The organism is Bacillus pacificus (genome assembly GCF_020861345.1).
GTDB classification, from domain to species: Bacteria; Bacillota; Bacilli; order Bacillales; family Bacillaceae_G; genus Bacillus_A; species Bacillus_A pacificus.
The window spans coordinates 1,723,344-1,741,487 of record NZ_CP086328.1 but is presented as its reverse complement, the minus strand read 5'-3'; the positions used below and the strand labels follow the sequence as shown (position 1 = coordinate 1,741,487).

General features: G+C 35.7%; 22 protein-coding genes. 7 read left to right on the top strand and 15 right to left on the bottom strand.

The window, feature by feature from the left end; translation table 11 throughout:
- Positions 1 to 347 precede the first annotated feature (347 nt).
- The 5 genes from LMD38_RS09105 to LMD38_RS09085 form a co-directional block, all read right to left on the bottom strand.
- Positions 348 to 761, bottom strand: a complete 414-nt coding sequence (locus LMD38_RS09105) for a CoA-binding protein (protein ID WP_000972424.1) — start codon at positions 759 to 761, stop codon at positions 348 to 350.
- 79 nt (positions 762 to 840) lie between these two features.
- Entirely contained in the window at positions 841 to 2,082 is a 1,242-nt protein-coding gene (locus tag LMD38_RS09100; RefSeq protein WP_000542636.1) for a S1C family serine protease, read from the bottom strand.
- 202 nt (positions 2,083 to 2,284) lie between these two features.
- On the bottom strand, positions 2,285 to 2,962 hold the full coding sequence (locus LMD38_RS09095; protein ID WP_001044683.1) for a response regulator transcription factor: 678 nt from the start codon (positions 2,960 to 2,962) through the stop codon (positions 2,285 to 2,287).
- An 18-nt stretch (positions 2,963 to 2,980) separates the two neighbouring features.
- Entirely contained in the window at positions 2,981 to 3,433 is a 453-nt protein-coding gene (gene nrdG, locus LMD38_RS09090) for an anaerobic ribonucleoside-triphosphate reductase activating protein (protein ID WP_000867064.1), read from the bottom strand.
- Positions 3,430 to 5,286 carry an anaerobic ribonucleoside triphosphate reductase gene (locus LMD38_RS09085; protein WP_062821460.1) on the bottom strand — a complete coding sequence of 619 codons (1,857 nt, stop codon included), beginning with the start codon at positions 5,284 to 5,286 and terminating at the stop codon, positions 3,430 to 3,432. Before LMD38_RS09085 ends, nrdG begins: the two co-directional genes overlap by 4 nt.
- Positions 5,287 to 5,511: 225 nt before the next feature.
- Between LMD38_RS09085 and plsY the strand changes: the two genes are divergently transcribed.
- Both plsY and LMD38_RS09075 read left to right on the top strand, forming a co-directional pair.
- Complete coding sequence (gene plsY / locus LMD38_RS09080; RefSeq protein WP_000258965.1) at positions 5,512 to 6,108, top strand: glycerol-3-phosphate 1-O-acyltransferase PlsY; 597 nt, start codon at positions 5,512 to 5,514, stop codon at positions 6,106 to 6,108.
- A gap of 108 nt (positions 6,109 to 6,216) precedes the next feature.
- The gene (locus LMD38_RS09075; RefSeq protein WP_001054446.1) at positions 6,217 to 6,507 is read left to right on the top strand and encodes a HesB/YadR/YfhF family protein; all 291 of its coding nucleotides are present in this window, start codon (positions 6,217 to 6,219) and stop codon (positions 6,505 to 6,507) included.
- Between the two features lie 26 nt (positions 6,508 to 6,533).
- On the opposite strand, the gene LMD38_RS09070 is transcribed toward LMD38_RS09075, so the two are convergent.
- Entirely contained in the window at positions 6,534 to 6,953 is a 420-nt protein-coding gene (locus tag LMD38_RS09070; RefSeq protein WP_000495815.1) for an acyl-CoA thioesterase, read from the bottom strand.
- Between the two features lie 109 nt (positions 6,954 to 7,062).
- Between LMD38_RS09070 and LMD38_RS09065 the strand changes: the two genes are divergently transcribed.
- Positions 7,063 to 8,355 carry a glycoside hydrolase family 18 protein gene (locus LMD38_RS09065; RefSeq protein WP_000614837.1) on the top strand — a complete coding sequence of 431 codons (1,293 nt, stop codon included), beginning with the start codon at positions 7,063 to 7,065 and terminating at the stop codon, positions 8,353 to 8,355.
- Positions 8,356 to 8,383: 28 nt separating this feature from the next.
- Here the strand turns inward: LMD38_RS09065 and tlp are convergent, their stop codons facing one another.
- The 5 genes from tlp to LMD38_RS09040 all read right to left on the bottom strand — a co-directional run bounded on the left by tlp (position 8,384) and on the right by LMD38_RS09040 (position 10,782).
- Positions 8,384 to 8,581 (bottom strand): small acid-soluble spore protein Tlp, encoded by a 198-nt coding sequence (tlp, locus tag LMD38_RS09060; protein ID WP_001133509.1) that lies wholly within the window; start codon positions 8,579 to 8,581, stop codon positions 8,384 to 8,386.
- A 99-nt stretch (positions 8,582 to 8,680) separates the two neighbouring features.
- Positions 8,681 to 8,815 (bottom strand): acid-soluble spore protein SspN, encoded by a 135-nt coding sequence (sspN, locus tag LMD38_RS09055; protein ID WP_000527987.1) that lies wholly within the window; start codon positions 8,813 to 8,815, stop codon positions 8,681 to 8,683.
- Positions 8,816 to 8,858: 43 nt separating this feature from the next.
- Positions 8,859 to 9,002, bottom strand: a complete 144-nt coding sequence (locus tag LMD38_RS09050) for an FbpB family small basic protein (protein WP_001254697.1) — start codon at positions 9,000 to 9,002, stop codon at positions 8,859 to 8,861.
- Positions 9,003 to 9,141: 139 nt separating this feature from the next.
- On the bottom strand, positions 9,142 to 10,089 hold the full coding sequence (locus tag LMD38_RS09045) for a 3'-5' exonuclease (protein WP_000526908.1): 948 nt from the start codon (positions 10,087 to 10,089) through the stop codon (positions 9,142 to 9,144).
- A 117-nt stretch (positions 10,090 to 10,206) separates the two neighbouring features.
- Complete coding sequence (locus LMD38_RS09040; RefSeq protein WP_000269070.1) at positions 10,207 to 10,782, bottom strand: TlpA family protein disulfide reductase; 576 nt, start codon at positions 10,780 to 10,782, stop codon at positions 10,207 to 10,209.
- Between the two features lie 252 nt (positions 10,783 to 11,034).
- Here LMD38_RS09040 and LMD38_RS09035 point away from each other — a divergent pair, with 252 nt between their 5' ends.
- Entirely contained in the window at positions 11,035 to 11,274 is a 240-nt protein-coding gene (locus LMD38_RS09035) for a hypothetical protein (RefSeq protein WP_001083878.1), read from the top strand.
- 41 nt (positions 11,275 to 11,315) lie between these two features.
- On the opposite strand, the gene LMD38_RS09030 is transcribed toward LMD38_RS09035, so the two are convergent.
- Positions 11,316 to 13,031 (bottom strand): ABC transporter ATP-binding protein, encoded by a 1,716-nt coding sequence (locus LMD38_RS09030; RefSeq protein WP_002028147.1) that lies wholly within the window; start codon positions 13,029 to 13,031, stop codon positions 11,316 to 11,318.
- Between the two features lie 51 nt (positions 13,032 to 13,082).
- Complete coding sequence (acnA, locus tag LMD38_RS09025; RefSeq protein WP_000238560.1) at positions 13,083 to 15,806, bottom strand: aconitate hydratase AcnA; 2,724 nt, start codon at positions 15,804 to 15,806, stop codon at positions 13,083 to 13,085.
- Between the two features lie 291 nt (positions 15,807 to 16,097).
- Here acnA and sspO point away from each other — a divergent pair, with 291 nt between their 5' ends.
- Positions 16,098 to 16,247, top strand: a complete 150-nt coding sequence (gene sspO, locus LMD38_RS09020; protein WP_000518051.1) for a small acid-soluble spore protein SspO — start codon at positions 16,098 to 16,100, stop codon at positions 16,245 to 16,247.
- A 41-nt stretch (positions 16,248 to 16,288) separates the two neighbouring features.
- Here sspO and pdaB read toward each other — a convergent pair whose 3' ends face one another.
- Together pdaB and LMD38_RS09010 are read right to left on the bottom strand one after the other, a co-directional pair.
- Positions 16,289 to 17,014: a polysaccharide deacetylase family sporulation protein PdaB gene (gene pdaB / locus LMD38_RS09015; RefSeq protein ID WP_123805654.1), complete on the bottom strand. Its 726-nt coding sequence runs from the start codon at positions 17,012 to 17,014 to the stop codon at positions 16,289 to 16,291.
- A 44-nt stretch (positions 17,015 to 17,058) separates the two neighbouring features.
- The gene (locus tag LMD38_RS09010) at positions 17,059 to 17,322 is read right to left on the bottom strand and encodes a hypothetical protein (protein WP_001146297.1); all 264 of its coding nucleotides are present in this window, start codon (positions 17,320 to 17,322) and stop codon (positions 17,059 to 17,061) included.
- Positions 17,323 to 17,443: 121 nt separating this feature from the next.
- Here LMD38_RS09010 and LMD38_RS09005 point away from each other — a divergent pair, with 121 nt between their 5' ends.
- Together LMD38_RS09005 and LMD38_RS09000 are read left to right on the top strand one after the other, a co-directional pair.
- Complete coding sequence (locus LMD38_RS09005; RefSeq protein WP_000517649.1) at positions 17,444 to 17,566, top strand: small acid-soluble spore protein P; 123 nt, start codon at positions 17,444 to 17,446, stop codon at positions 17,564 to 17,566.
- Positions 17,567 to 17,690: 124 nt separating this feature from the next.
- Positions 17,691 to 18,077, top strand: a complete 387-nt coding sequence (locus LMD38_RS09000; RefSeq protein ID WP_000516732.1) for an Hsp20/alpha crystallin family protein — start codon at positions 17,691 to 17,693, stop codon at positions 18,075 to 18,077.
- Positions 18,078 to 18,144: the final 67 nt, after the last annotated feature.

Genomic DNA, 18,144 nt, shown 5'->3' with positions numbered 1-18,144 from the left:
AGAACATATGTTTCTATTATAGAATAACGCCTCGACTATAGTTTTGGCAAGTTATCTTATCTCTTTTATATACCATTTTCAATAGAAAAATCCTTGTTTTTTCACAAGGATTCCTCTAGGCTACTATTTCAGAAAAATAATCGTTTGTCAACGAGAAATGGATATGTATGCCAAGATTACATATTCCAAACCTTTATTATGATCCAAATGATCAAGATCCAAAACGGGATTACAAGTAACAATCCCCAAAAACAGCCTTTAAAAAATCTCATGATGAACACCTCGTTCATCGGCCCTACTTATCTATAATAAGGGCTGAAGCAATCTTTCTAACTTTACAATCTATACTATTTTGTCATTGCATGTTCTACTTTTATGCAACGATCCATTATTACAGTATAGTCTTTTTCTTTTAAAAGTTGATATGTATCTTCATCTTGTACTCCTAATTGTGCCCAAAAAACATCTGCATCAATCTCCACAAATTCTTTTGCAACATCCATTAAAAATTCTGAACGGCGGAATACATTTACAATGTCAACATGTTCCTTAATATCTTTTAGTGAAGCAACTGCCTTTTCTCCAAGCACTTCATCTACTGTTGGGTTTACTGGAATAATGCGATACCCAGCATCTTGCATTGCTTTTGACACCATATACGATGTACGTTCTGGCTTATCTGATAATCCAACAACCGCAATTGTTTTGCTTTTCTTTAATACTTCACCAATTTCCGTACGAGTTGGGTTTTCAATCATCATAATTAATCCCTCCTATTCCTTTAGTATAGCCGATAAAGAAAGTCTCTTTCAATATGAAAGAGACTTTCTTTTATTCCGATTATTGATTCTTTGTAGCTGAGTTATCTGCTAAAGTAGCTGTTTTCGTCATTTTTTGACCGTTACGATAGAATGTAACTTCCACTTTCTCGCCTACTTTTTTCTTTTCATATAAATATTTACGGAATTGAAGAGCATTCTCTACTTTTTGATTATCTAATGCTACTACAATATCATATTGCTCTAAACCAGCTTTTTCGGCCGGTGATATTGGGTAAATTTTACCTAATACAACGCCGTTTGTTACGTCTTTCGGTACTTTCAATTGATTTACTGCATAAGCTTGCACATCTTCTAATGAAACAACACCTACTCCAAGGGCTGGACGTTTCACTACTCCGTCTTTTTCAAGTGATTCAATAACTGGCTTTGCGATATTAATTGGAATAGCAAATCCAATTCCTTCAACTTCTTGTTGTGCAATTTTACTTGAATTAATCCCAATTATTTCACCGTTTTGGTTAAATAACGCACCACCACTATTACCTGGATTGATCGCTGCATCTGTTTGAATAACTTGTGCTTGCCAATCTGGACGTTTGTCCCCATCAATATCAACTGGAATTTCACGTTCTTTACTACTGATTATACCTTCCGTTACACTTCCATCAAACCCTAGTGGGTTACCGATCGCAATTGCTTTTTCACCCGCACGGATTTTACTTGAATCACCTAAAGTGGCAACTTTATTTACATTAGATCCATCAATTTCTACAACCGCTAAATCTAACCAAGGGTCTTTCCCTACAAGCTTTGCATCTACTTTTTTACCATCACTTAGTTTTACAGCAAGTTTATTTGCTCCATCTACTACGTGGTTGTTTGTTACAATATATGCTTTATTTCCTGCTTTTTTATAAATCACACCTGACCCTGAACCGGCTTGTTGTTCTTGACCTGTCGGTTGCATTGCAAATGGATCAATGCTTTGTTGCATATTAATAACACCTACAACAACATCTTTCGCGCCTTCAATCATCCCAGGTAAATCAGTCTCATTTTTTGCTTTATTGACAACAGGAACTACAGTACCTTCTACTTTCGAATCTGAACTAAATGATGATACCGCCGCTCCATTATTTTGAGCCCATGGCATATATGGTGCTGCAAAACTAATTGAAACAGCCCCAACTACAGCTCCGACTAAACCTGTGAAAAAATAGCCTTTTTTACTGCCCGATTTTCTCACTTCTCTCGTTTCACTATGCTCTTCATTTAAATTTGGTCCGTCGTAATATCCCATGTTTACTTCCCCTCTCTGGTGAATTCGTATTTTCAGTATAGTCACGTTTTGTGTCCTTCTTGTGAACTCATCGTGAAATCCAATTAAAAAAATACGCTTATTTAACATTGTAGACAAAAAAAGCATTTTTTGTACATTCTACCTGCAAAAGAGGATATAAAATTGTTATTTTCCTAGAGTGAAGCGCACAATACGTTCCGCGTTATTCTTCAAATTTATAACCAACACGAATAACCGTACCGATATGCTTCGCTTTATCTCCTAGCTTATTTCGTAGTTTTTTAATATGAGTATCAACCGTTCGGTCATCGCCGTAATAGTCATATCCCCATAACTGATCTAATAAATGTTGACGTGACAACACAATTCCTTTGTTCTCCATTAAATAAACGAGAAGTTCAAATTCTTTATGTGTCAAAATAATTTCTTCTCCATCTACTAAAACAGTTCTAGATAGACGATTCACTTCTATTCCAGCTAAAGACATAGCATTTTCTTCTGCTACCCCTACCACGCCATCCGCACGTTTCAGTAACGTCTTCGCGCGAGCTACTAACACTTTCGGGCTGAAAGGTTTCGTTACATACTCATCTGCACCTAATTCGAACCCTAGTAATGTATCATCCTCATCCGAACGTGCTGTTAGCATAATAATTGGTACTGCTGATTCTTTTCTAATTCGTCTACAAACAGACCATCCATCTATTTCTGGTAACATAATATCTAACATAATTAAATCAATTTCATGCTCTGCAAATAATTCTAGCGCTTTTTTTCCGTCTTCTGCTTCGATTACTTCAAAGCCTTCATTGCGAAAATAATCGCTAACAATTTCACGTAATCTTCTTTCATCTTCAACAAGTAATACTGTTTTATTCATATAATCTATCCCGCCTTTTTACTCTTTCAATCGAATAATACGTTGATTGGAGCTTCCGCGAAATGGAAGTGTTAAATCTTTTTTCTCGATTTCAAATCTTCCATCGACTAAAACATCCCCATAATGTAACAACTCTATCATATCATTATTTTGAGAACTCTGTATCTCTTCTAACGTATAACCTGTATACATCCATAAATTTTTTTTCAAATCTTTCACTGCTCTTGCTACTTGTTTCACTTCAGCAGCTTGAAAAAATGGATCTCCACCTGAAAATGTTACATCAGTTAATGGATTACTTGCAATCTCTTTCACAATTTCTTCTACTGTCATTTCAGTTCCATTACAAATATTCCACGATTTTGGATTATGGCAACCGAAACAACGATGCGGACAGCCCGCAAAAAACACGACTGTCCGCAACCCTTCTCCATCTACTACACTATCATGAATGATGTTCATCACTTTCATTTATGCTTCACCCGATCCATCTCTTCACTACGTTTCGCACTATTCCACTTCGACATATCTCCTACAAGATAACCTGTTATACGGCGAATTCTTTCTATGTTAGCCTCATCTTCATTTCCGCAGCTCGGACATCCATTTCCAATAACTCCGTGATAACTACAGCACTTACAACGGTCAACAGGGTGATTAATTGAACCGTATCCAACGCCATTCTCTGCCATCGCTTGTACAATTTGTTTTAATGCCTTCTTGTTATGCATTGCTGCTCCATCTAGTTCAATATACGTAATATGTCCCCCGTTACATAGAGCGTGGAACGGGCCTTCTAAACGAATTTTATTTATCGCTTGCATGTTATAATAAACTGGAATATGGAATGAATTCGTATAGTAATTATGATTAGTTATACCGCTAATCACGCCAAATTCTTCCCTATCCTTTTTCACAAACTTCCCTGATAACCCTTCTGCAGGAGTTGCAATGACTGAGAAATTCAGTTCATGTTCTTCTGTCGCTTTATCCATTCTATCTCTCATAAAGGAAATAATTTCATATCCGAGTTTCCATGATTCTTCATCTTCTCCGTGATGCTTTCCTGTTAAAGCTACTAAACACTCCGCAAGACCGATAAAACCAAGACTTAACGTCCCTTGCTTTAAAATCGATGCTACAGAATCTTCAGGCTGTAACTTTTCTCCACCGCGCCATACACCTTGTGAATATAAAAATCGAAAATCTCTTGCTCGTTTCGTACATTGATACTCAAATCTCTCTAATAATTGCTGGATTCCTACATCTAAATAATAATTTAACGCTTCAAAAAACGCTTCTTTTGAACCACTAATTAACGCTAATTTCACTAAATTAATAGATGTAAATGATAAATTCCCTCTTCCAATCGCCGTTTCTTCTCCATGTACGTTCGACATAACACGAGTACGACATCCCATGTAACATACTTCACTTTCCGGTCTTCCATCATAATGCACAGCATTAAATGGCGCATCTAAAAATGAAAAGTTAGGGAATAATCGTTCAGCCGTTGTCTCTAACGCTAATTCAAATAAATCATAGTTCGGATCACTTTCTTCAAAATTCACACCTTTTTTCATTTTAAAAATTTGAATAGGAAAAATTGGTGTTTCCCCTTTACCAAGACCAGCTTGTGTCGCTTTTAAAAGTTGTTTAATTAAAAGTCTTCCTTCTTTCGATGTGTCTGTTCCATAATTAATAGAAATAAACGGTACTTGTCCCCCGCCCCTACTATGCATACTATTTGAATTATGAATAAAAGCTTCACACGCCTGATACGTATCATTTTCTGTTTCTTTCCACGCAAATTCTTCTATTTGTTCTTTCGTAAGCGGATATGACTGTAATCGTTTCTTATGTCTCTCTACTGTTTTTCTCACATATGGAGCTAAATCAACATCAAAGAGTGCAAACGATTGACCACCGTGCTGCATATTTTGATTCGCTTGAAAAATAATAGATGAAAGAGCTAATGCACTTTTAATGTCTTGCGGTTGTCTCATATGTCCATGTCCGGTATGAAAACCGTTCGCAAGCATTTGCGCTAACGGAATTTGCGAACAAGTTGTCGTTCCAGTCGCATAAAAATCTAAGTCATGCGGATATAATATATTTTCATTTATCGCTTTTTTCACTGAATCTGACAATAAATTTTCAACAGCGTAATATTTCGCACTCTCAGATGCGAACGTTCCCATTACTCCCATCGGAGAGCGGCCGTCTACATTTGCATTTTCTTGCATTAAATCTTGTTCATTGCCGTGGACTATTGTCTCAAATACTCTCATTAATTCTTCTCCACGTGTATTTTTTTGTAACATTTATAACCCTCCACCAATATGTTGTTGTCTTTTGATTAAAATGTTACTACATATAGTCTTAGTGTTTCTGTGAGAAATGTAACATTCCTGTGAAATTTTTTGCACGAAATAATGAATTTTTCATTTACAAAAAAGAAATGTGCTCTTTACAAATGTATGGTACAATATACGGGAAAAACTCTTTTTACCCTTTATCAACACATTTGAATAAAGGAGACTGAACTTATGGTTACTACATATCTTTTATTTATCGTTGCCTACTTACTTGGCTCGATTCCATTTGCACTAGTCGTTGGAAAGATTGGTTATGGAATTGACATTCGTGAGCACGGAAGCGGTAATTTAGGCGGAACCAATACATTCCGCACACTAGGGAAAAAAGCAGGTTTTATCGTTACAATTGCTGACATTTTAAAAGGTACATTAGCAACGAGTCTACCGATTATTTTCGCGTTAGACATTCATCCACTATGGTTCGGATTAGCAGCTGTTCTTGGACATGTGTATCCGATTTTCGCGAAATTCCGTGGTGGTAAAGCAGTTGCAACTTCTGCTGGCGTGCTATTATGCTACTCACCAGTTGTTTTTGCAATTTTAGCTGTTGTCTTTTTCAGCCTTTTATTTACAACAAGATACGTATCACTTTCTTCTATGGTAACAGCTGTCGTTGCCGTTATCGCATCAATTGTTAGCGGGGATAAAATCTTCATTATTGCGATGTGTTTATTAGCAGGTATGGTTATTTATAAACACCGTGCAAATATTGGACGAATTATAAATAAAACTGAACCGAAAGCAAACTTTTCAAAAAAGCAAAAATAAGATCGTAACCCACATAACGCAAAAAGAAAACGTGAAGCATATTAATAGCGTCTTTTTGCGTTATTTTTTATACTAAAGAAAAAGCAACATAATTTGGAGGAACTATACATGAATCTTTCCGTAACAAAAGAAGCAGCACAATGGTATAAAAACGAATTAAACTTACAATCGGGTGAAACACTGCGCCTTTTCGTACAATATGGCGGTTGTAGTACTGTGCAAAAAGGACTTTCTTTAGGTATTCGTAAAGATGATCCTGCACATCCTGCTGTTCAAATTCAAGAAGAAGGTATTAACTTCTTTATTGAAAGCGATGATGAATGGTTCTTCGATGGACATAATTTATCTGTTACATTTAACGACGGTGATGATTTCCCGCAATTTAATTATGAAAAATAAAAAAACGTGGCTTCCGCCACGCTTTTTTATTTTTTCTTAATTTCCTCATATTTCGCATACCACTCTGGATAGAACTTTTTAAATGATACGGGCCTGAACCCTTCTTTTTTCGCACAAATATTTGTCGTACTTGCCGTAATACAAAGTTCACCTTCACCATTATATATTTCATATCCATATACAACGCGAAGCGGGCTCACTGTATCAACCCACGTTTTTACAATTGCTTTTTCCCCGTAACGCATTGCTTTACGATAAGAAATTTGCAAATCTAACACAGGAGAAATAATTCCTTCTTTCTCCATTTCAACATATGAAAACCCTAAATCTTGTATAAGTTTCGTGCGACCTAATTCAAGCCACACTAAATAGTTTGAATGGTAAACAACACCCATTTGATCTGTTTCCGCATAACGGATTTCAACTTCATGTTCTGCTACAAACATATATATTCGCCTTCTTTCACTTCTGCTACCTTGCATACATTTAATCATAATACAGCGGAATCAAAAATAAAATAAAAACAGTGAATCTTTTACCGAAAGGAGCAAGCATATGATTCAAATTGTAACGGTTCGTAGCGGTGATAGCGTATATAGCTTGGCATCAAAATATGGATCAACACCTGACGAGATAGTAAAAGACAATGGATTAAATCCAGCTGAAACACTCGTTGTTGGTCAGGCTCTGATCGTGAATACGAAAGGGAATAATTATTATGTACAGCCTGGCGATAGCCTATATCGAATCTCTCAAACATATAACGTTCCTCTCGCTAGTTTAGCTAAAGTGAATAACTTATCTTTAAAATCCATTCTCCACGTTGGACAGCAATTATATATACCGAAAGGGACGAAACGTGCAGTAGAATCCATCGCTTATTTACAACCTTCCACTATACCTATTAAAGAAAGTTTAGTTAATGCTACACGTGCTATTAATCCATTTTTAACATACTTAGCTTACTTCAGCTTCGAGGCAAAAAGAGATGGTACGTTAAAAGAACCAACTGAAACAGCTAAAATTGCTAATATTGCAACGCAAGGCAACACCATTCCTATGCTCGTTATTACAAATATTGAAAATGGAAATTTCAGTGCCGATCTGACATCAGTTATTTTACGGGACGCAACAATCCAAAACAAATTTATTACAAATATTTTGCAAACTGCTGAGAAGTACGGTATGCGAGATATTCATTTCGATTTTGAGAGTGTTGCACCCGAAGATCGCGAAGCGTATAATCGTTTTTTACGAAATGTGAAAACACGCTTACCTAACGGATACACATTAAGTACAACGCTTGTACCGAAAACAAGTTCCAATCAAAAGGGAAAATTTTTCGAAGCTCACGATTATAAAGCACAAGGACAAATTGTTGATTTCGTCGTCATTATGACATATGACTGGGGTTGGCAAGGCGGACCACCGATGGCTATTTCTCCTATCGGTCCTGTAAAAGAAGTACTTCAATACGCAAAATCTCAAATGCCTCCTCAAAAAATTATGATGGGGCAAAATTTATACGGATTCGATTGGAAACTTCCGTTCAAACAAGGAAACCCACCAGCAAAAGCAGTTAGCTCTGTTGCAGCTGTTGCACTTGCTCGTAAATACAATGTTCCTATCCGCTATGATTTCACAGCTCAAGCTCCACATTTCAATTACTTTGACGAAAACGGTGTACAACACGAAGTTTGGTTTGAAGATGCGAGATCTATTCAAAGTAAATTCAATTTAATGAAAGAACAAGGCATTGGCGGTATTAGTTATTGGAAGATTGGCTTGCCATTTCCACAAAATTGGCGTTTACTCGTTGAAAACTTTACAATTACGAAAAAGGGCTGACAAAAGTCAGCCCTTTTTGTACATTCTGTTAAGATTCATCTTTGATTTCACTTTTTAATGAGTCAATACTTTCTAAACGCCTTTGATTTTTTGCTTCAATAGCAGAACGGTCTTTTTCATTAGAAAGCTCCGCTGTTTCTTTTGCTTCATTAAAGTTATCAATTGTATTTTGCACCATTTCTTGTAACTTTTCAGCGTTATCACTTCGATTATCTGGATTTGGCATGTACTTTCCTCCTAATATTGTATATACACACCATCTTAAATTACCTATCTTCCCTCAAATTTATACATAAAAAAGGAGAATACAATATTCTCCTTTTCTTTAACCGTTATCAACAATCGGTTGTTTGCCCGTTTGGTCTTGCATTTGCTTTCCTTTATTGCCACCAGCTTTTTTTGATTGTGTTCCAATATGATTCGGTGCAAAGTCTTTTGAATTCTTTTTCGGATTACCCATTACTATCGCCTCCTTAACAGTAGTATCGTACTAGTGTTAAGAATTATTCAGCTTGCTTAAAAAGTTTCATTTCATAACGTTTTTCAATACGCTCTTCAATGCGATCGATTGCATCGCGATCGCTTAATAATTGTTGTTTATTTTCTTTCACAAGCTCGTCAAACGATTTACGGCGACTTCTTCTCATGCTGTTCCCCCTCTCTCCTTCGCTTTCTTATTACATAGTATGAGCAAAGGAAAAACTATTTAATCAGATTTGCAAGAAAATTTTATGTTTTAGTACTCCTAAAAAAACTCCGTGTACAGTAAAATGTACACGGAGTTTTTTACACCATAATATTCAAATATTCTTTTAGTTTTTCATCTGCATTCATTTCACTTTGTTTATAATCATGCAGCGCTTGCAATACAAAATCATACTGTTCTAAAATATAACTTTCTAATTTCAGGACGTCCTCTAAGCTATTAAGCATAATTCTCGTGTTACCAACTTCACTTTTTAACGCCGGTTCACAGGCTAAACTCGTACATATTTCTTTCACATCATCTTCTAATATGTCTGTTAATACGTATTTCTTTCGCCCTTTTACCTTTAATCTCATAACTGGATAAAAAGCTTTTATATCTAAATAGCTTCCTACATTCATGCAACGAATCCATTCAATATCACGTTTATTTCGTACAAGTATCTCTTTTACCGCTTCATATACTGCTGTTTCATCAAGTACTTCTGTATTCGATTTCCTTTTCGCCTCTTCTTCAATAAAGGCACATTTTTGATAAACTGCTGCACAAGTAATACAATCATCAAATGCATTATGAGAACTTAAACGAATTCCAAGCATTCGCTTTAACGTTTCAAGTTTATGATTAGGCGCGTGCTTCATATATTTCTTTGCTAGAAACACAGTATCAATCACTTTATTTTGTGGTTCCGGTAAACCAAGCATATTCACATTACTTTTCAAAAAGCGCATATCAAAAGATGCATTATGAGCGACAATTACATTTGTATGTAAAAATGCTAAAAATAAAGGTAACACTTCTTCAATCGTCGGTGCATCCGAAACACGATAATTTGTAATACCTGTTAAACTCGTTATTCGGTCCGGAATTGGACGCTCCGGATTCACATAGGAAACAAATTGATCTACTAGTTCATGATTACGATATTTCACTGCTGCCACTTGAATGATCTTATCATTATAAGGATTAAATCCTGTTGTTTCAAAGTCAATTACAACATAATCTAACGGTAAGGATATATTCCCCACTCCAAATACACTCCTTTATCTTTCAACGTTTATATTTCTTTTATCATACCATGCAGTTATCACTACGTGAAAAAGAAAAGGCAGAAATGATTATATTTCATCTCTACCTTTTCACTGTTATTTTAATTTGGCAATCCGTTTCTCCATCTCTTTTTGCGTCATCGGCCCAATAAACTTATCTTGAATGACACCTTTTGTATCTATAAAATACGAAGTTGGGATCGTAATGACTTTATACGCTGTTGTTACATCAATGTTCTTATCCAATAAAATAGGAAAAGTAATTCCTTTTTCCTTAGCAAAATTACTTACCTTTTCTATCCCCCCGCCTTTTTCTGAAGGCGTATAATTTATTGCTAAAATTTCTACATTTTCTTTATGTTCTTTATAGAAAGCCTCCATATCTGGCATTTCTTGCTGACAAGGCCCACACCACGTTGCCCAAAAGTTTAAAATCGCTTTCTTTCCTTTTAAATCTGATAACTTTACATTCGTTCCATCTAACTTCGTTAATTCAAAGTCTGGCGCACTCTTCCCTATTTCAATACCATTACTTGCAATCATTTCTTTCATAGCAGCTTCACTTTTTGTTTGCTCCCCTTGCACTACCTGATCGTTTTTACCAAACTGTTCATAAGCTGCATATCCCGCTAAACAAAGTAACACTACAATAATCGTAAGCTTCCTCCACATTTTATATCACCCTAACGTATTTATCTTCTTATAACTTAATCACTCAAATACTATATACCTTATTTTAGCTTATACGGACAAGCTTGGAAATATTCACAGTCGAAATAATTAGAATATTCTTATTTAAAGTGCATTTTTTTCCTTTTTATCATATAATTAGAAAAATAAATGCAGTGTTGTTTATTTTCTTATGGACCTATTCACCTTTTTACTTTCGTAGTTATATAAACTTCAACAAAAGGGGGATTTTTTATGAATTCATTCGAAAAAATAACATTATATATTCTTAGTTTTCTTTTATACCCAATCGGTATTATTACATGGATCATTTCACTCTTTAGTAACGATCTTGAAAAAAAGAAAGTAGGGCGTATTTGTCTCTACGTTTCTCTAGTCTCATTCGTCCTTTTCTTAATTCTTGGAATTGCCACTTTCCTTATGACTGCTACTTTTAACGTTGATCTAAATCACTCCGAATCTATCGAGTATTAACTAAATGACGGTGAATAAAGATTAGAGCATTGCTCTTATCTTTATTCACATCTCTTAAAAAATGAATGACTATTTATTAATTTTTCAGGACTTCCACATGCTACAATACTTCCTTCTTTCATGATGACAACGCGATCTGCTAGTATTACTTTCTCTACATCATGCGTAGCCACAATTCTCGTGACCTCGCCTCCCAGCCCTTCTATCATATTCCAAACAATTTCTTGATTGCTCGGATCTAATCCGGCAGTCGGTTCATCTAAAATAATAAGATTTGGATTTGAAACAATTGCTCGCAGTAATGCAAGACGTTTCCTTTCTCCTCCCGAAAACTCTTCACCACTTTTATGTAATACAGTTTGAATCCCTTCAGGCAAGTCCCTAATAATTGATGTTCCATTTACAAGTTCAATATTTTTTTCTAACTGGTGTTCTATATACTCTTCACCGAAATACATATTCTCTTTTACTGTCGTCCGAAAAAAACGTGGTTCTTGCCACACTGTAGTCAATCGAGCCTCATTTCCATAATAAGCAACGCTACCGTTAGATGGTTTATACAAGCCTGCCATTAATTTTAAAAGCGTTGTTTTTCCTGCACCACTTTCTCCTACAATCATAATGAGTTCACCAGGTTTAATTTGCAAATCAATATTATAAATTCTGCATTTCTCTTCATCATTCTCCTGAAATGAAACATTTGTTAATGTCATCCCCATCGCTCTTTCTACATTACTATTTGCCACTCGTTTATCTAAAAAGGAAAAAACTCTATTTGCCGAAGCAATTGCAACTTGTGTCATCATTAATAAATCGCCCACATAACGGACAGGGAAAAAGAGCATTTCAATTGTCGCTAACACTGCAACAAGTGAACCAACTTCTATTTCCCCCTTCATTATTTTTTGCACACCTACAATGAGAACAACGATATATGCTCCTGTTTCCATCACCGTTCCAACTACCCCAATGCAATGTTGCATCATCGTCTTCTTTACTTCTGTTTTATAAGATTGTGCTGTTACTCTCTTAAATAAGCGAATGGCCCATTTTTCTTTTTGTAAACTACGCAAATCTTGTACTCCTTTTACAAACTGTGACACCATCTCTACAACAGTTGACTGATTGTTTTGAGCAATACTTGCAATATTTCTTACCTTTTTCCCCATCAATATCGGAACCGTTGCACTTAAAAATAAAAACGGAGTTACCCACAATATAAACTGTATATCTATATGTTGTAGTGCTATGAACGCACCTATAAATTGTGCAATGGCATGTATATATTCTATTAATATAGAACCATATAATCTGACCCAGTTTGGAATATCAGACACAACTAACGTTTCTAACTCTCCTTGTTTGATTTTCTCACTCTCTTCAAATGGTAATAAGAAAAAATGGCGCAATACATCTATACGCTTCTTTTGCAATATTCGTTGACTTGCTTTTGAGCTTACATAATCAAATGAAAGATTGTTCACCCACATCAACAAGCGGCTAACTGTAAACAAAGTAATGTAAAAATACGCTCCCTTCAGCTCTCGTTGAATTAGGTTATCTACAATTAGTCCCATGAATAGCGGACGGGATAGATTTAAAATAGCTGCAAAAATCCCACTGCATACTGCTGCTATTACTAATATTTTTTCTTTCTGTAACGGTAACAAAATTCTTTTATATTCTTTCATAATATCCCCTCCATTTTTTATAGTAAAAAGAAAGGGATGAAACCATTTGGTTTCATCCCTTTCCATAAAATAAGGAAGCTAACAGTTGTTAGCTTCCTTATCATTCATTTCAATTGTTTAGTTTGACACTTTAGACTCTTCGATTTTCTCACGAAGAACCATTTGCAGAATACCACCGTGACGGTAGTAGTCAATTTCTACTTCACTATCGAAACGAGCTACTACTTCAAATTGTTTTTCGTTGCCATCTGCATCAGTTGCAACTACTTTTACAAGATCGCGTGGTTTAACTGTTTTGTCGATTTGAATTTCAAATGACTCGTTACCAACAAGACCTAATGTTTCAGCGCTTTCACCATCTTTAAATTGAAGCGGTAATACGCCCATTAACACTAAGTTACTGCGGTGAATACGCTCGAAGCTTTCTGCGATTACTGCTTTAATACCTAATAAGTTTGTACCTTTTGCAGCCCAGTCACGAGAACTTCCCATACCGTAATCTTTACCTGCAACAACTAGAAGGCCTGTGCCGTCTTCTTTATATTTCATAGCAGCATCATAGATTGATGTTACTTCACCAGTTGGCCAGTATGTTGTATATCCGCCTTCTGTGCCTGGTGCAATTTGGTTTTTAATACGGATGTTCGCGAATGTACCACGCATCATCACTTCATGGTTACCACGACGAGAACCGTAAGAGTTAAAGTCAACTGGTTGTACGCCGTTTTCTAATAAGTAGCGTCCAGCTGGTGTATGCTTACCGATTGAACCTGCTGGTGAAATATGATCTGTCGTTACAGAGTCACCAAATTTACCAACTACGCGTAAGCCTGATAACGTTTCAACTTCACCTGGCTCTTTAGATAAACCTTCAAAGAATGGTGGATTTTGAATGTATGTTGAATCATTATCCCAAGTATATAAAGCTTCATTTGAAGTTTGGATTTCATTCCAACGCTCATTGCTATTAAATACTTGTGCATATTCTTTTTTGAATAGTTCAGATGTAACAACGCTTTGAACTACATCTTCAATTTCTTTAGCTGATGGCCAAATATCGTTGAAGTAAACAGCATTGCCATTTGCATCTTTACCGATTTCATCATTTTTCAGGTCAATATCAACAGTACCTGCAAGTGCATATGCCACAACAAGTGGTGGTGATGCTAAGTAGTTCGCTTTTACAAGTGGATGAATACGACCTTCAAAGTTACGGTTACCAGATAAAACAGATGTTACTAATAAGTCGTTTGCTGCGATTGCTTCTTCTAATTCTGGCGCTAATGGACCAGAGTTACCGATACAAGTCGTACAGCCGTAACCAACTGTTTGGAAACCTAATTGATCTAAATATGTTGTTAAACCAGACTTATCTAAGTACTCTGTAACAACTTTAGATCCTGGTGCTAATGATGTTTTTACGTATTCAGGTACTTTAAGTCCTTTTTCAATTGCTTTCTTCGCAACTAGACCTGCTCCAATTAATACGTACGGGTTTGATGTATTTGTACAGCTTGTAATTGCAGCGATTGCAATTGCACCTGTTTTCATCGTTACTTCTTTATCTTCTAATGTAACCTTCACCTCTTTATCGAACTCTTGCTCATTAAATCCAAGTCCTTGTGTTCCAACTGGTGCTACAACAGCTTTGTGGAACGCATCTTTCATATCTGAAAGTGGAATTAAATCTTGTGGGCGTTTCGGTCCAGAAAGGTTAGATTCAATTGTATTTAAATCAATTTCAACAAGATCAGTGTAAATTGGATCTTTGCTGTCTGCTGTATAGAATAAACCGTTTGCTTTACAGTATTCTTCAACAACTCGAATTTGCTCTTCATCTCTACCTGTTAAACGTAAGTATTCTAATGAAATATCATCGATTGGGAAGAATCCACAAGTTGCGCCGTATTCTGGTGCCATGTTTGAAATTGTTGCACGGTCAGCTAAAGGCATGCTCTTTAGTCCATTACCGAAGAACTCAACGAATTTACCAACTACACCTTTTTGACGTAATACTTGCGTTACTTTTAATGCAACGTCAGTTGCTGTAGTACCACTTGGAAGTGTACCAGTTAATTTCACACCGATTACTTCAGGTACTGGGAAGTATGAAGGCTGTCCAAGCATTCCTGCTTCTGCTTCAATACCACCAACGCCCCATCCAAGAACACCGATACCGTTAATCATTGTTGTATGTGAGTCTGTTCCAACTAATGAATCTGGATATGCAACTAAGTCACCTTCCGCATTTTTCACAGCATGAACAACTGGTGCTAAATATTCAAGGTTTACTTGGTGTACAATACCTGTAGCTGGTGGAACTGCACGATAGTTATCAAATGATTTTTGTGCCCAGCTTAAAAATTTATAACGTTCTTCATTACGTTTAAACTCTAAGTCCATGTTGAATGCAAGCGCGTCTGCCGTACCCGCTCTATCAACCTGTACAGAGTGATCAATTACAAGGTCTACAGTAATTTCTGGATTAATTTTATCAGGATCCCCACCCATGTCTGCCATTGCTTTACGAAGCGAAGCCAAATCAACAACAGCTGGAACACCAGTGAAATCTTGTAAAATTACACGAGATGGTTTAAATGGAACATCGATATCTTGCACATCTTTCGTTCCCCATTTCGCTAAATTTGTAACATGCTCTTCTGTAATTACACGTCCGTCTACTTGACGAAGTACTGATTCAAGTAAAACTTTCACGGAATATGGTAATTGAGATACGTTGCCAACCCCTGCGTTTTCAAGCGCTTTCAAATCATAATAATGATACGTTTTTCCATCTACTTCAAAAGTTGCGCGTGATTGAAATGGATTATGTTTGACCATTATGTTTCCCCCCTGTTAAACGTGACTAAGTTGTCTGAATATAAAATGTAGACAAACTTTTCAATACCTTACGATAATATCTTATTACAACTTTCTAAATAAGTAAATAATAAGAAACTTATAGATTATCATAAGTTTTCTTTATGTTTCTAAATTTGAATAGTGTTCATGCTCCTTATGAATACTATTACCATAAAGTAAAGTGCTCTATTAGCGCTTTACTTACAGTTCATACATACTATGAACTGCTCATCATTCAACTTACAAAAAAAGTTATAGAGGTGAAATAAAATGGGTAAAAGAAAAGCAAATCATACTATTTCAGGAATGAATGCGGCATCTGCACAAGGACAAGGTGCTGGTTATAACGAAGAGTTTGCAAATGAAAACTTAACTGCTGCAGAACGACAAAATAATAAGAAACGCAAAAAGAACCAGTAACGAAAAATCCCAAAAGGAACATTCACCTTTTGGGATTTTTTCTAATGTTTATAACGTAACAATTCCGAAACCTTTACAAATCGATAGCCTTGCTTTTGAAGCTCCGGTAAAATTTTTGCTAGCGCTGCTACTGTTTGACTACGATCATTTCCTCCATCATGTAACAATACAATATCTCCACTTTTAGCATTTTTCACTACATGATTTACAATGGATTCAACACCTGGATTTGCCCAATCACGTGGGTCTTGGTGCCATGACCATAGTACAGTTTGATACCCAGCTTCTTTCGCTGTTTTAAATACAGCATCGTTAATATATCCACCAGGTGGACGGAATAACAAAGGTTCTTTTACCCATTTCTCAAAATATTTCTTTCCATCTAAAATATCTTTTTTTAATTTTTCATCTGATGAACTATTCGCATATAAATGATTCATCGTATGATTTCCAATTTCATGTCCCTCTTTCAACACTTGTTTTACTAAATATGGATTGCGCTGCACTCGAAATCCGATCATAAAAAATGTCGCTTCCGCTTTATATTGACGTAATAAATGTAAAACTTGTGTTGTATAAGTTGGATCTGGTCCATCATCAAATGTAATGGCAATAATCTTTTCATTATTAGGTACTTCCCACGTTACATAGCCAGTTGGTTCTAGCTCTTTTCTGAGCAACATTTTCGCTTCCACTTTTTCCACTTGAAATATATGTACTGCGCATAGTAAAGAAAAAATTACTAAAAAAACTTTCTGTTTTAGCATAATATTCATTAAAGTAAGAGATTGTCGAACACCAACAATCTCATTTACTTTTCTAATTGATCTACATTTCGCATAATGTTTTGGAGATTACTTTCATATTGCTCAAGTTGTGGACGTTGTGTTTCTGAAGCTACCTCTAGTGCATTTTGAATTTGTTCATATGCTTCCTGAACCTCTTGGCGTAATTCTTTTAAATCATGACCGTAGTTTGGATCATTTTTCACAATGTTGTTAAATGCATTTTCTGCTTGTGTAACGCCTTGCTGCGCTGCTTGAAAAGCTTGTTGCTTATCTTTATGATATGGCATTATACAATCCCCTTTCCATAATAGTTAGTCCCACTTATCTTTACCTTTTTTTCTAAAAACATTCTCGTATAAATTTGCAAACTTCTCTCATTCTAAAAAGAAAGAGGAGGTGTCACAGACAATGGGCAAAAACAATCGTGAAGCGAAAGAAAAAAAAGGACAACCCGAACCATTAAGCGGATCTCATAAAGTAAAAAACCGTAACCATTCACGCCAAAAACATCATGCACATCATGATATGTAAAACAAAAAATGCACACTAGCTACCTTTTCCACATACAATGTTTATATTTTTCCATTTATTCTTCACCCCTACTTCATTCATGCATAACATAGTATGAATTGAGATTTTACGGAGGGTGTCTTACATGGGCAAGAAAAAGAAGGATTGTCTTTTTCATGTTGATGGTTTCGAAGAATGGATGGATCAGTTTTGTTCTGATTCTTGTAGCAACTTTAGTTTCCCAAATCAAATTCATATTGACCTTTGTGAAACGGAACAAGAATACATTTTGGAAACAGATGTACCAAATGTAAAAGAACAAAATGTAGTCATTAAAAAGATGAAGACAGGCCTAAACATTTGCATACTTCATAAAAATATTTCTTTGCAGAGAATCATTCCTTTACCCGATAATATTATTTATAAAAAGATGCTAGCCTGCTTAGAGAATGGATATTTAGCCATTCATATTTCCAAAAATGAAGTTGCTCATAAACATGAGGAAAAAGTTCTTTTTCAAATTGAGAATTAAAATAAAGTAAAACTTTAACCAACAGGAGTTTTACTGCCCGTTAATAGCGGGATAAATACAAAAATAA